The following is a 12,545-nucleotide window of genomic DNA, read 5'->3' as shown; positions in this document are numbered from 1 at the left end:
GTGAACAAGTTAGCTGATTTTTGTGATGCTGACAAGAATGAATTTTCTAACAGAACATTTGTCAAATTTTTTCGTAATAAATAAAAGATAGTATAGGACATATTTTGCAACACGTTATTCTAGCAAGAGATCGCCGCCGGAAGAAATCTCGTTTAAAGGGATTATTTTTCTTTATGGCGCTGTTATCGATTTTTATCGGTATTGTACTTGCTTTAAAAAATCAACCTTCCATTAGCAGTGCAACAAATCAAGAACAATATATTGTACTGGGCGAAAAAACGGAAGAACATAAGGATGAGCCGGAGCAAGCGGAAGCGACATCAGCTGAAAATGAGGTAAAGCAAGCTTCCGCAGAAAACGAATCTACAGAAACTGACCCGAATGCGGTTGAAGGCGCAGCAGAGGATGCTAACGCAACATCTTATGAAGATCTGCTGAATGAGAAAGACGATGAAGTAGAAGGGCAAGAGGGGACGGCCGTTACTAAAGAAGCTGAAAAGCCGGAAGAAAAATTATCACCGGAAGCAGAGAAAGTACTAGATGAAATCTTAGAAGTTGCCGATGAAGCATTACGCATTCAAGATCAGTTTAGTTATACGGTTGGTCGAGGCGATAAATTAAAAGATGTCTTAGAACAGTCCGGTTTAGGTGTAAGCGTAGCAAGAGCAATGATTAAACGCTTCCCTGAGTTAGCGAATTTAGACGGTGGGCAACAATTTTATTGGATTTTAGATAACCACGGTGAATTGGAATATATGAACTGGTTGCTCTCTGAGAAAGAAGAACGCATTTATGAGCGTAAAGATAACGGTAAATGGGTTTTCCAGAGAATACAGAAAAAAGGCGAATGGCGCCAAGATGTTGTGCGAGGCACGATTGATGGCAGCTTTGCGACAAGTCTTAAAAATGTAGGATTATCTGAACGTCAAGTTAATCAGCTGGCTGTTGGATTACAATCACAAATTGCAACCAATAAACTCAAAAAAGGTGATCGTTTTGCGATCTTGGTTAAACGTGAGTACATTAACGGCACGGTAACGGATGTCGGTAATGTTGAAGGGATCTTTATTTTAAGTGGTAAGAAACGTTATTATGCGATTCAAGCTGATAATGGTCGTTACTATAGTAGCCATGGTGAAACATTGAGCAAAGGTTTCGCTCGTATTCCATTATTGTTTAGTGCAAGAGTTTCATCTTCTTATAATCCTAGACGTGTTCACCCGATTACACGTCGAGTGAGACCGCATAACGGCGTGGATTTTGGTATCCCGACCGGTACGCCGATTATTGCGCCGGGTGATGGCGTGGTGGAACACATCGCCTATCAAGCAAGAGGTGCGGGACGTTATATTAAGATCCGCCACGGGCATATTACTACGGTTTATATGCACCTAAGCAAAACGCTTGTGCGAGTAGGACAGAATGTGAAAAAAGGTGAGCGTATAGCGTTATCCGGAAATACCGGAGGATCAACAGGCCCACATTTACACTATGAATTCCATATCAATGGACGTCCAGTTAATCCGATGACGGTAAAATTACCTGGCTCAAGTTCCGGTATGGCAAGTAAAGAGAGGCAATCTTTCTTAAAACGAGCAAAAGCGGTAGAAGCTAAGCTTAAACTTTAATTTTTTGGGGAATTTATGATGAAAAAAAATGCGATTGTATTATTAGGTTTATCCGTATTAAGTACATCAGTAATGGCTGATGATGCAAGCCTCAAACGTACGTTAGAAGGCATGGGCGCAACCAATGTAAAAATCAGTGATTCGGCATTACCGGGCTTCAGAACGGCAGTTTCGAATGAAGGCGTTGTGCAAATTAGTGAGAACGGGCGTTTTGTTATTCAAGGTCAGATTTTTGAGCTAAAAAACGGCAAAGCGGTTGATATTACTAATAAATCATTACTTGCAGATTTAAATTCTCTAGAAAAAGAGATGATTATTTATCCGGCGAAGAATGAAAAACACGTAGTTACCGTATTTATGGATATTACTTGCCACTACTGCCATTTAATGTTCCAACGTATCAAAGAGTATAACGATTTAGGTATTACGATTCGTTTCCTTGCTTTCCCTCGTGGCGGTATGAATACTCAGACGGCAAGACAAATGGAAGCGATTTGGACATCAACGGATAAAGTGAAAGCGTTAACTGATGCTGAAAATGGTACTTTACCGAAAGAAGTCAAAACACCAAATATCGTAAAAAAACATTACGAATTGGGGATTAAATTTGGAGTAACAGGTACACCGAATATGGTTGATAGCAGCGGTCAATTAATCGCAGGTTATGTTGAGCCGAAAGAATTACTTAAAATACTAAGCGAATAGCATTAATCTCTTGAATACAAGCGGTCTGATTTTGTAAAATTTTTGCAAAATTACACCGCTTGTTTTATTTATAAAGAAAAGAAGAAAATCCAGTGCAAAAGCTAATCAAACAACGATCTAAACTCACATCCATAAAATTATCAGACCATCCACTATTAAATCGACTTTATCAAAGCCGTGGTATTGCATCGCCTCAAGAATTAGAACGAACACTGCAATTTTTACATAGACCCAATCAATTAGCGAATATTGATGCTGCAGTTGAATTACTTATCGAAGCCTATAAACAACAATCACGGATTATTATTGTCGGAGACTTTGATGCTGATGGGGCAACCAGTACCGCATTAGCTCTTCTGGCGTTAGGTCAATTAGGCTTTGAAAATGTGGATTATTTAATTCCGGATCGTTTTTCACAAGGCTATGGTTTAAGTTTAGCTGTGGCGGAAATGGTGCTAGTAAAAGGAACGGATGTTGTGATGACCGTTGATAATGGCATTTCTTCTTTTGAGGGGATCGATTTACTAAAAGAACACGGCATCAAAGTTTTAGTTACCGATCATCATTTACCGGCAGAAAGTTTACCGAATGCGGATGCAATGGTGAATCCGAATTTGGCGGATTGCTCATTTCCTTCAAAGTCTTTGGCTGGTGTCGGTGTCGCGTTTTATATAATGTTAGCGCTACGGGGCAAAATGCGTGAATTAGGATGTTTTAAAGAGAAAGAACCTAATTTAGCGGAATTATTGGATCTTGTTGCATTGGGAACGGTAGCGGATGTGGTTCCGCTTGATCACAATAATCGAATCTTAGTTCACCAAGGATTAAATCGCATTCGTTCGGGACATTGTCGAGCAGGTATTCGCGCTTTAGCGGAAGTATCTAAGCGAGATTTATCTTCTCTACAAGCTAGCGATTTAGGTTTTGCAATTGCCCCTCGTTTAAATGCAGCGGGTCGTTTGGAAAATATGTCGTTAGGCGTAGAACTGCTCATTGCAGAGAATATGGAGATTGCACGTCAATTAGCATTTGAATTGGATAGTCTCAACCAAACTCGTAAAGAGTTTGAGCAAGAAATGAAGACGGAAGCCTTGGCAATTTGCGCAAATTTACCGAGTTTGATGCAAAAAGAACAAGCGCACGGTATTGTGTTATATCAACCGGATTGGCACCAAGGCGTGATCGGGATTTTAGCTTCACGTATTAAAGAGCAATTTCATCGGCCTGTCATTGTGTTTGCACAAGAGAGTGAAAACAGTGAATATTTGAAAGGTTCGGCACGTTCAATTGCCGGATTACATATGCGTGATTTATTAGAACGTATAGATTCATTATATCCGGATTTAATTATTAAATTCGGTGGGCATGCGATGGCAGCAGGTTTAACAATTCATCAAGAGAATTTTTTACGTTTTCAAAAAGTATTTGATGAAATTATTAATGAAATAATTGAACCGGAACAATTACAAGGTGTCATTTATACGGATGGGGAATTAGCACCATCTGAATTAAATATCGAAATAGCGGAATTATTACAGCAGGCGGGGCCTTGGGGACAAAACTTCCCAGAGCCTACGTTTGAAGGTGAATTTCGTTTATTGCAACAGCGTATACTAGGTGGTAAACACTTAAAGTTAATGGTCGAGCAACCTAACGGTGGATTATTTGATGCAATTTGGTTTAATGCCGATTTGCGTTATTTTCCTGATTTATCGATTAAACAAGTTAAATTGGTTTACAAACTTGATATAAATGAGTTTAGAGGGAATAAAAATTTACAATTAAGAGTCGATACATTAATTATTTAGTTTATTCTATTTCTAACCCTAGAATAAAATAATATTGTGTTGTGAAATCTGATCGCCTATATACCGATGGATGGTATTTAGAACATATGAATGAAGTTTTTAATCTAACAAGGAACAACCAACGATGAAAAATACAACTGTTTTTCGCGGATTGTTATTATCTGGTATCGCATTAGCCGTAGCTGCTTGTGGTAACTTAAGCAAAGTGACTGATGAAGGTACGACAGAAAATCCAGTATTCCCCAAACTCTCTGAATCGGAATTCAACCATGATGGTTCACAATTCGGTTCATGGCCAAACTGGGAAAACGTTCGTCAAATCGAACGTGGTATGAACAAAGACCAATTATATAACCTAATCGGTCGCCCACACTTCGAAGAAGGCTTATATGGCGTTCGTGAGTGGGATTATGCATTTAACTATCGTGAGAATGGTGTGCACAAAATTTGTCAATACAAAATCTTATTTGACAAAAATATGAACGCACAAAGCTTCTTCTAGTATCCGAATGGCTGTAATGGTAACTCATCATTTAACTTAAGTGGTGATTTCTTATTCGATTTCGATAAAGATACATTAACTGCGAAAGGTAAAGAAGTTGTTGATAGTGTTGCTACACAATTAAAATCATCTGGCGCACAACAAGTTAAAGTGGCTGGTTATACAGACCGTTTAGGTTCAGAAAAATATAACTTAGATTTATCACAACGCCGTGCGAACATGGTGAAATCACGTTTAGTTCAACAAGGTGTGATTGTACAAATTAATGCTGTTGGTTATGGTAAAGCAAGCCAAGTTAAAGCGTGTGATGGTGAGTCAGGTCAAGCATTACGTGATTGTTTACGCCCTAACCGTCGTGTAGAAATTTCTGCAAACGGCGGCGTGTTAAAACAAAACGAAGGTGGTAATGTTGCAGGCCCTAACGGTCCAACGCCACTTTACCAAACGCCACAATATAACAGTAATAAATAATCTACTGTTTCGTTAGAACATAGAGTAAAATATAAGGGCAATCAATTTTGATTGCCCTTATATTTTCTTACCACCCTGTAATAGGAGAATTTTTATGCGTTATCAAGCGGTTGCTTTTGACTTAGATGGGACTTTACTTTCACCAAATGCTGTTATTTTAGAATCGAGTAAGCAAGCCATTCAAAAGGCACGAGAGAAAGGCGTAAAAATTTTCTTTGTAACAGGTCGTCATCATACGGCAGTTCGTCCTTACTATGCGGAAATTGGTTTGGATACACCGGTTGTTTGCTGCAATGGTACTTATTTATATGATTTTCAACATGATAAAGTGCTGTCAGGTAACCCATTAACAGCAGAGCAAGCTTCCGGTTTAATTAATCAAGCGCAAGCGTTGGGTATTCATACGGCGGTATATTTTCGTGATGCAATGACTTATGAGCAGCTTAATCCGCATTTCACCAAGTTTCAAAAATGGGTACAATCTTGTCCGGAAGCTGTGCGTCCAAATGTTCATCAAGTTGAGAAATTTCAGCAAGAGATTGATAAAGGTACTACGGTTTGGAAAGTGTTAATTAGTGATCCGGACTTAGCTAAAATGCAAAGTTTTGTTGAAAAATTACCGCTTGATCAATTTAGCCAGGAATGGTCTTGGGTGGATAGAGTGGATATTACCAGTGTCGGTAATAGTAAAGGCGCAATGTTGGCAGAATTGCTAAAAATTGAAGGAATTGATCCGCAAAACGTAATTGCATTTGGTGACAATTTCAATGATATTTCTATGTTAGAACTGGTTGGTTTAGGTATCGCAATGGGTAGTTCTGAGGCTAAAGTTCAGCAACGCGCGGATAAAACAATCGGCTCAAATAATGAAGACAGTATTGCCAAAGAATTAACGGAATTACTTAATTTATAATGAATAAACTGGTTAATTATCCTAAGTATTCTATTGCTCGCCGCATTGGATCTTATTTTCTCGTCATGATCGCGTTTGCATCTTTAATTAGTGGTATTTCATTAGGCATTATGTGGAGTAATAAATCTGATGCGGGGTTGATTAATGTTTCCGGCTCATTGCGGATGCAGAGTTATCGTTTCCTCTACGAAATGGAGCATCATCCGCAATCTATCCCGACTCGTTTAAATGAATATCGTCAAAGTTTGAATTCGCCTGAAATTCAAGATTCTTTAGCGCATAAATGCCTGTTACCGAAAGAAGTTACAGAGGCTTATGTCAAGCTGCAAGAAAGCTGGCAAGAAATGGAATCTTTTATCGTTAAGCGAGATAGAAGCTCTTATGAATCCAATATTGAGGGGTATGCGAACCAAGTTAATAATTTCGTATGGTTGTTACAAGAATTTGTTGAGCTAAAATTAAAGGTGGCAATCGGCGTGATTGCGGTTTCTATGCTATTGATTATTGCTTTAGCTTATTTTGGCGTGTGGTACACTCAAAAACGCATTATTAGACCGCTTGATCAGCTAGTGACGGCAAGCCAACAAGTTAAAAATGAAGATTTTGATCATATCCAGCTAGCGGTAAATGAACCGAACGAATTAGGTTTTCTTTCTTCTGCATTTACCCAAATGGCAAGCGATTTAGCTAAACTATATGCTTCTCTTGAAGAGAAAGTTGAGGATAAGACCCGCCGTTTGATGTCGGTAAATCGTTCTCTGTTGGTATTATTCCAATGTTCTCAACTGTTAACGGCAAAACCGGTTAATCAAAACGTCTTATTTCAAGTGTTACAAACCGTGCTTGATAATGAACAATTACGTGGAATTGAGATTCAAGTGTATGGAGCGGATTATTGGAATGTGACCATTGATAATGCACCGGCACAAGATTGGCGTTATAACGAAATTGCGATTGAAAACGAGAAAATTGCGTTATTACGTTGGAAACCATCACTTTTATGTCCTGATGAGCGTTTAATCCAAAACGTATCGGAAATGATTGGGCGTAGCCTGTATGTTGTGCAAGTGCAGAAACAGCAACAACAGTTAGTATTGATGGAAGAGCGCTCAATTATTGCACGAGAACTGCATGACTCATTAGCGCAATCACTGACGTTTTTTAAAATCCAAGTGAGTCTATTAAAACGTAATGGTGAAACCAAACAAGATTGGGAAAAACAAAAAGCGATCTTAGATGACTTTGAAAAAGCGCTGAATGAAGCATATAGTCAGTTACGAGAGTTACTTTCTACGTTCCGTTTGACTATTGAGGAGGCTAATCTTACTCATGCATTGGAGCGAGTATTAGATTCATTACGTATTCGAACATCGGCTCACATTCGTCTGAATTGTAAACTCCCATCGCAAATTTTTAGTGCGCAGCAACAAGTGCATGCGTTACAAATTGTGCGTGAAGCGGTGATTAATGCGATTAAACACGCTAATGCGAGCGCAATCGATGTGATTGCTGAAACTAATGCGGATGGTGAGCATTGCTTGATTATTCGTGACAACGGCAAAGGCATTGCAAGCGATATTGAGCCGGAAGGGCATTATGGGCTGACGATCATGAAAGAACGCACTGCTGAGTTAAAAGGCGAGTTTAGTATCAAGAACCGTTTGGAAGGTGGTGTTGAGGTCATGGTTGTATTACCAAATATGATTACCGCATAATTTTTTATAAAGGAAGGCAATAAAATGCAGATTCGAAAATCGACGGAAGCGGATTTCGAAACAATTTTAAATATTTATAACCAAGCGATTCCAACTCATCAAATTACAGCAGATTTGGAATTAGCAACACCAATTAATCGTCGTGCTTGGTTTGACTTTCATTTAACCAGTGAACAATATCCGATTTGGACGGTAGAAGATGAAAACGGCATTGCCGGCTGGTTTAGTTTCTCGCCGTTTTATGAGCGACCTGCGTTTGTGCATACCTCTGAAATTAGTATTTATTTAGACAGTAGCGCTAAAGGTAAAGGCTATGGCTCGAAGATCATTGAATTTATGCAAGCGGAAATGTTAAAGCATAATATTTATACCCTAATGGCATATGTGTTCGAATTGAATCAAGTCAGTCAAAACTTGATGCGTAAGCACGGCTTTGAGCAGTGGGGCAGATTTCCGAATATTGCCAATATGGGAAAAGATGAACAAGGGCAGGACAAATGGCGTACGTTATTGATGATGTCTTACCAAAAAGGCATTGAATAAGCGGTCATTTTTTATCAAATTTTTGCAAAAGGATTATTAAATGGAACGAACTAAAGTCGTATTAGCCACAGGCAATAAAGGTAAAGTCAAAGAAATGGCGGATGTATTAGCGCAATTTGGCTTTGATGTGGTGGCGCAAAGTGAATTCGGTATCGAATCACCGGAAGAAACCGGTTTAACTTTTGTCGAAAATGCGTTGTTAAAAGCACGTTATGCTTCAAAAATGACTGGATTACCGGCAATTGCAGATGACTCAGGTTTAGCTGTAGACGCACTGGGCGGCGCACCGGGGCTTTATTCCGCCCGTTATGCAGGTGAAGACGGCAATGATGAGGCGAATCGCAAAAAATTATTAGCAGAACTGCAAAATGTTGCAGATGAAAAACGTGGAGCGAAATTTGTAAGTTGTATCGTTTTTCTGCAACACGAAACTGATCCGACACCGAAAATCGCCTTAGGTGAATGTTTCGGTGAAATTTTACGTGAAGAACGTGGTCAAAATGGTTTTGGTTATGATTCGCTGTTTTTCTACCCGCCTAAAAATTGTAGTTTTGCCGAGTTGGAAACCAGCGAGAAAAAACAAATTTCACACCGTGCGATTGCATTGGATGTATTAAAGAAACAGTTAAGCAATTAAGCGAAGTAACGTTTACGAGGAGAAAATATGATTATTACCACCACACCTACCATTGAAGGTCATCAAATCACTGAATATAAAGGTTTAGTGTTTGGCGAAGTGGTTTCCGGTGCTAATTTTATTCGTGATTTTTTTGCGAGTATTACTGATGTGATTGGTGGGCGCTCAGGCGCTTACGAGAGCAAGTTAAATAGTGCTAGACAAGAGGCGCTAGCTGAACTGGAAAAAGAAGCGAAACGTGTCGGCGCAAATGCAGTAGTTGGTGTTTCAATGGAATATCAATCAATGGGTGGCGATAAGGGAATGTTTATTGTGGTTGCAACCGGTACGGCAGTGGTGATTCGTTAAATCTAACTGATTGTACGCATCCAAGCGGTCAGTTTTTACTGCTTTTTGTAAATTATCCTATAAAAAATCCCCGCATTTGGCGGGGATTTTTATATTCATTGCGTTTAGAATAAACCGGTAATCAAACCGTTTTCATCGACATCAATACGATTTGCCGCCGGCACTTTTGGTAAGCCCGGCATACGCATAATGCTACCGCAAATCGCAACGATAAAGCCGGCACCAGCAGAAACACTAATACTGCGTACGGTAACAGTAAAACCGCTTGGGCAACCGAGTAATTTGGCATTATCGCTTAATGAATATTGTGTTTTCGCCATACAAATCGGTAATTTATCTAAACCTAATTTTTCCAGATTTTTAATTTCCGCTAAGGCTTCGGCACTAAAATTCACATCACCCGCACCATAGATTTTTTGTGCGATTGCTTTGATTTTGTTTTGCACGCTTTCATTTACGTCATAGACGAAATTAAAACGATTTTGTTGTTCATCAATCGCTTTTAACACTTTTTGTGCTAAGTCCACACCACCGGCACCGCCTTTACCCCACACTTCAGTGAGCGATACTTCCACGCCTTGTTTCGCACAAGCGGTCTGAATTAGGGCTAATTCCGCATCAGTATCTGACACAAAGCGGTTTAATGCGACCACAACCGGTAAGCCGAATACATTTTTGAGGTTACTGATATGTTTAAGCAGATTCGGTAAACCTTGTTGTAAAGCGGTTGAATTTTCTTCAGCTAAATTCGCTTTTTCAACACCGCCGTTATATTTCAGCGCTTTTACCGTGGCAACGACTACAGCCACATCCGGTTTAAGATCAGCTAAACGGCATTTAATATCACAGAATTTTTCTGCGCCTAAGTCCGCACCGAAACCGGCTTCTGTTACTGCATAATCACCTAAATGTAATGCTAAACGCGTTGCAGTAACCGAGTTACAACCGTGAGCGATATTGGCAAATGGGCCACCGTGAATAAAGGCAGGGGTGCCTTCAATCGTTTGTACTAAATTCGGTTTAATCGCATCTTTTAATAATGCCGCCATTGCCCCATGCGCATTTAAATCTTTCGCATAAACCGGCTGTTTATCTTTAGTGTAAGCGACTAAGATATTACCTAAACGCGTTTTTAAATCAGCAAGATCTTTCGCTAAACAGAAAATTGCCATCACTTCTGAAGCTACGGTAATATCGAAACCGTCCGGACGAATCACACCATCGGTCGGATTGCCTAAACCACCTAATACGTTACGTAATTGACGATCGTTCATATCAATTACACGACGCCATAACACACGTTTGGTATCAATATTTAATGCATTGCCTTGGTAGATGTGGTTATCTAATAATGCAGCTAAGAGGTTATTAGCGCTGGTAATTGCGTGGAAGTCACCGGTAAAGTGTAGGTTGATATCTTCCATTGGCAATACTTGTGCATACCCACCGCCAGCCGCACCGCCTTTCACGCCGAATACCGGACCTAATGACGGCTCACGTGCCGCAACCACAGCATTTTTACCAAGTTGATTTAACGCATCGGTTAAACCGATGGTGACGGTAGTTTTCCCTTCTCCTGCCGGAGTCGGGTTAATAGCGGTCACTAAAATTAATTTACCGTTTTTCGCTGGTAATTTGAAAGCATCCGCCGGATTAATTTTCGCTTTATATTTGCCGTATTGTTCGATTTGATCGGCATTTAAACCTAATTTTTCCGCAATTTTATTAATAGGCTGCATAATGGCAGCTTGAGCAATTTCTACATCGCTTTTCATTCATCCTCCACAGTGGCAAACGTTTGCTTTTTTCAACCCTGCTAGAATATGCTAAAATCCGTTTAAAATAAAGAAATGTAACAGATATTTAACAAAAAAGATGACGAATCAATTAACGCCAAACTTTTGGCAAACAAAAAGCCTGCTTGAAATGAATGATGCGGAATGGGAAGCATTGTGTGACGGTTGTGGAAAATGTTGCTACCGCAAATATATTCAAGGTCGAGGCAAACAAGAGCGTTTGTATTACACTTCGGTCGCTTGTAATTTGTTGGACGTGGATAGCGGGCGTTGTACCAATTATCCGAATCGTTTCAAAATTGAACAAGATTGCACCAAATTGACTAAGAAAAATTTGCCTGATTTTGGTTGGTTGCCGAAAACCTGTGCCTATCGTCTGCTTTATGAAGGTAAGCCGTTATTTGATTGGCATCCGTTGATCTCTAACGATCCGCTATCGGTTAAAAATGCCAATATCCTCATCCCAAACGGTATTCATGAAAAAGATGTGATAGATTGGTTTGAATTTGTGATTGATGAGGTTTAAGCTAATAAGCGGTCATATTTTGTAAAAATTTTGCAAAATATGACCGCTTGTTATTTGGATAATTTTAATAATGATAAGAGGGCAAACACAATGAAAACAGCATTAGTCACTGGTGCAACCGCAGGATTTGGCTTAGCCATTTGTAAATTACTGATTAAATCAGGTTATAAAGTGATTGGTACCGGCAGACGTAAAGAACGTCTTGCCGAGCTACATTCGCAATTAGGTAATAATTTCTTACCGCTTGCATTTGATATTCGCGATGAAGAGGCAACCACTCAAGCCTTAAATAACCGTCCTGCCGGCTGGCAACAAGTAGATTTATTAGTGAATAATGCCGGATTAGCATTAGGATTGGAGCCGGCATATAAAACCGATTTAAAAGATTGGTATCAAATGATCGATACTAATATTAAAGGGCTGGTGACGGTTACCCGTTTGATTTTACCGGAAATGGTAGAACGTAATAGCGGGCATATCATCAATTTAGGTTCAATCGCCGGTAATTATCCTTACTCGGGTGGTAATGTTTATGGCGGCACAAAAGCCTTTGTTAAACAATTCAGCCTCAATTTACGTGCGGATTTAGCCGGTACGAAAGTGCGTGTAACGAATGTAGAACCTGGTTTATGCGGCGGTACGGAATTTTCGAACGTACGCTTTAAAGGCGATGACGACAAAGCGGCAAAAGTATATGAAAACGTGAACTATGTCGCACCGGAAGATATTGCTAATATTGTGTTATGGCTGAATCAACAACCGGAACACGTCAATATTAACCGTATTGAAGTGATGCCGACTGCGCAGACTTTCTCACCGCTTGCGGTAGCAAGAGGGTAGTTCACTTACTAAAAGCGGTCTAAAACAGACCGCTTTTAAATACTAAATAAAAGAAATTTTTACTTGCATATCGTAGAGTTATGTACTATTTTAATAGTATATAATATTTCTTA

Annotated in this window: 11 protein-coding genes and 1 pseudogene; 11 read left to right on the top strand and 1 reads right to left on the bottom strand. The window is 39.6% G+C overall.

Annotated features, from left to right (window positions below; translation table 11 throughout):
* The first annotated feature begins 173 nt into the window (after window positions 1-173).
* The 9 genes and pseudogenes from mepM to HMPREF0027_RS03990 all read left to right on the top strand — a co-directional run bounded on the left by mepM (window position 174) and on the right by HMPREF0027_RS03990 (window position 9,270).
* Complete coding sequence (mepM, locus tag HMPREF0027_RS04030) at window positions 174-1,628, top strand: murein DD-endopeptidase MepM (RefSeq protein WP_044024270.1); 1,455 nt, start codon at window positions 174-176, stop codon at window positions 1,626-1,628.
* An 18-nt stretch (window positions 1,629-1,646) separates the two neighbouring features.
* On the top strand, window positions 1,647-2,333 hold the full coding sequence (gene dsbC, locus HMPREF0027_RS04025; RefSeq protein ID WP_044024427.1) for a bifunctional protein-disulfide isomerase/oxidoreductase DsbC: 687 nt from the start codon (window positions 1,647-1,649) through the stop codon (window positions 2,331-2,333).
* 92 nt (window positions 2,334-2,425) lie between these two features.
* Window positions 2,426-4,141: a single-stranded-DNA-specific exonuclease RecJ gene (gene recJ / locus HMPREF0027_RS04020; RefSeq protein ID WP_005622450.1), complete on the top strand. Its 1,716-nt coding sequence runs from the start codon at window positions 2,426-2,428 to the stop codon at window positions 4,139-4,141.
* A gap of 124 nt (window positions 4,142-4,265) precedes the next feature.
* A pseudogene (locus HMPREF0027_RS04015) lies at window positions 4,266-5,114 on the top strand (OmpA family protein).
* Between the two features lie 94 nt (window positions 5,115-5,208).
* Window positions 5,209-6,027 carry a pyridoxal phosphatase gene (locus HMPREF0027_RS04010; protein ID WP_005622446.1) on the top strand — a complete coding sequence of 273 codons (819 nt, stop codon included), beginning with the start codon at window positions 5,209-5,211 and terminating at the stop codon, window positions 6,025-6,027.
* Window positions 6,027-7,742 carry a nitrate/nitrite two-component system sensor histidine kinase NarQ gene (gene narQ, locus HMPREF0027_RS04005; RefSeq protein WP_005622445.1) on the top strand — a complete coding sequence of 572 codons (1,716 nt, stop codon included), beginning with the start codon at window positions 6,027-6,029 and terminating at the stop codon, window positions 7,740-7,742. The genes HMPREF0027_RS04010 and narQ overlap by 1 nt, the downstream gene beginning before the upstream one ends.
* A gap of 24 nt (window positions 7,743-7,766) precedes the next feature.
* Window positions 7,767-8,285 (top strand): GNAT family N-acetyltransferase, encoded by a 519-nt coding sequence (locus tag HMPREF0027_RS04000; protein ID WP_005622444.1) that lies wholly within the window; start codon window positions 7,767-7,769, stop codon window positions 8,283-8,285.
* A 40-nt stretch (window positions 8,286-8,325) separates the two neighbouring features.
* Entirely contained in the window at window positions 8,326-8,922 is a 597-nt protein-coding gene (rdgB, locus tag HMPREF0027_RS03995; RefSeq protein WP_005622443.1) for an RdgB/HAM1 family non-canonical purine NTP pyrophosphatase, read from the top strand.
* A 27-nt stretch (window positions 8,923-8,949) separates the two neighbouring features.
* Window positions 8,950-9,270, top strand: coding sequence for a YbjQ family protein (locus HMPREF0027_RS03990; RefSeq protein ID WP_005622442.1), 321 nt, complete (start codon window positions 8,950-8,952; stop codon window positions 9,268-9,270).
* Window positions 9,271-9,374: 104 nt separating this feature from the next.
* Here the strand turns inward: HMPREF0027_RS03990 and HMPREF0027_RS03985 are convergent, their stop codons facing one another.
* On the bottom strand, window positions 9,375-11,045 hold the full coding sequence (locus tag HMPREF0027_RS03985; protein WP_005622441.1) for a formate--tetrahydrofolate ligase: 1,671 nt from the start codon (window positions 11,043-11,045) through the stop codon (window positions 9,375-9,377).
* A gap of 100 nt (window positions 11,046-11,145) precedes the next feature.
* On the opposite strand from HMPREF0027_RS03985, the gene HMPREF0027_RS03980 reads away from it, so the two are divergent.
* Together HMPREF0027_RS03980 and HMPREF0027_RS03975 are read left to right on the top strand one after the other, a co-directional pair.
* Window positions 11,146-11,592, top strand: a complete 447-nt coding sequence (locus tag HMPREF0027_RS03980; protein WP_005622439.1) for a YcgN family cysteine cluster protein — start codon at window positions 11,146-11,148, stop codon at window positions 11,590-11,592.
* 90 nt (window positions 11,593-11,682) lie between these two features.
* On the top strand, window positions 11,683-12,432 hold the full coding sequence (locus HMPREF0027_RS03975; protein ID WP_044024268.1) for an SDR family oxidoreductase: 750 nt from the start codon (window positions 11,683-11,685) through the stop codon (window positions 12,430-12,432).
* Window positions 12,433-12,545 lie beyond the last annotated feature (113 nt).

The organism is Actinobacillus ureae ATCC 25976 (assembly GCF_000188255.1).
Classification (GTDB): Bacteria; Pseudomonadota; Gammaproteobacteria; order Enterobacterales; family Pasteurellaceae; genus Actinobacillus; species Actinobacillus ureae.
The sequence above is the reverse complement of the archived record's forward strand: the minus strand, read 5'-3'. Positions and strand labels throughout refer to the sequence as shown.

Excerpts from the sequence above, each read along its gene's own strand:
- HMPREF0027_RS03990 (WP_005622442.1), top strand. The coding sequence starts at position 8,950 with ATGATTATTACCACCACACCTACCATTGAAGGTCATCAAATCACTGAA.
- HMPREF0027_RS04010 (WP_005622446.1), top strand. The coding sequence starts at position 5,209 with ATGCGTTATCAAGCGGTTGCTTTTGACTTAGATGGGACTTTACTTTCA.
- HMPREF0027_RS04000 (WP_005622444.1), top strand. The coding sequence starts at position 7,767 with ATGCAGATTCGAAAATCGACGGAAGCGGATTTCGAAACAATTTTAAAT.
- HMPREF0027_RS03985 (WP_005622441.1), bottom strand. The coding sequence starts at position 11,045 with ATGAAAAGCGATGTAGAAATTGCTCAAGCTGCCATTATGCAGCCTATT.
- mepM (WP_044024270.1), top strand. The coding sequence starts at position 174 with ATGGCGCTGTTATCGATTTTTATCGGTATTGTACTTGCTTTAAAAAAT.
- rdgB (WP_005622443.1), top strand. The coding sequence starts at position 8,326 with ATGGAACGAACTAAAGTCGTATTAGCCACAGGCAATAAAGGTAAAGTC.
- HMPREF0027_RS03980 (WP_005622439.1), top strand. The coding sequence starts at position 11,146 with ATGACGAATCAATTAACGCCAAACTTTTGGCAAACAAAAAGCCTGCTT.
- dsbC (WP_044024427.1), top strand. The coding sequence starts at position 1,647 with ATGAAAAAAAATGCGATTGTATTATTAGGTTTATCCGTATTAAGTACA.
- narQ (WP_005622445.1), top strand. The coding sequence starts at position 6,027 with ATGAATAAACTGGTTAATTATCCTAAGTATTCTATTGCTCGCCGCATT.
- HMPREF0027_RS03975 (WP_044024268.1), top strand. The coding sequence starts at position 11,683 with ATGAAAACAGCATTAGTCACTGGTGCAACCGCAGGATTTGGCTTAGCC.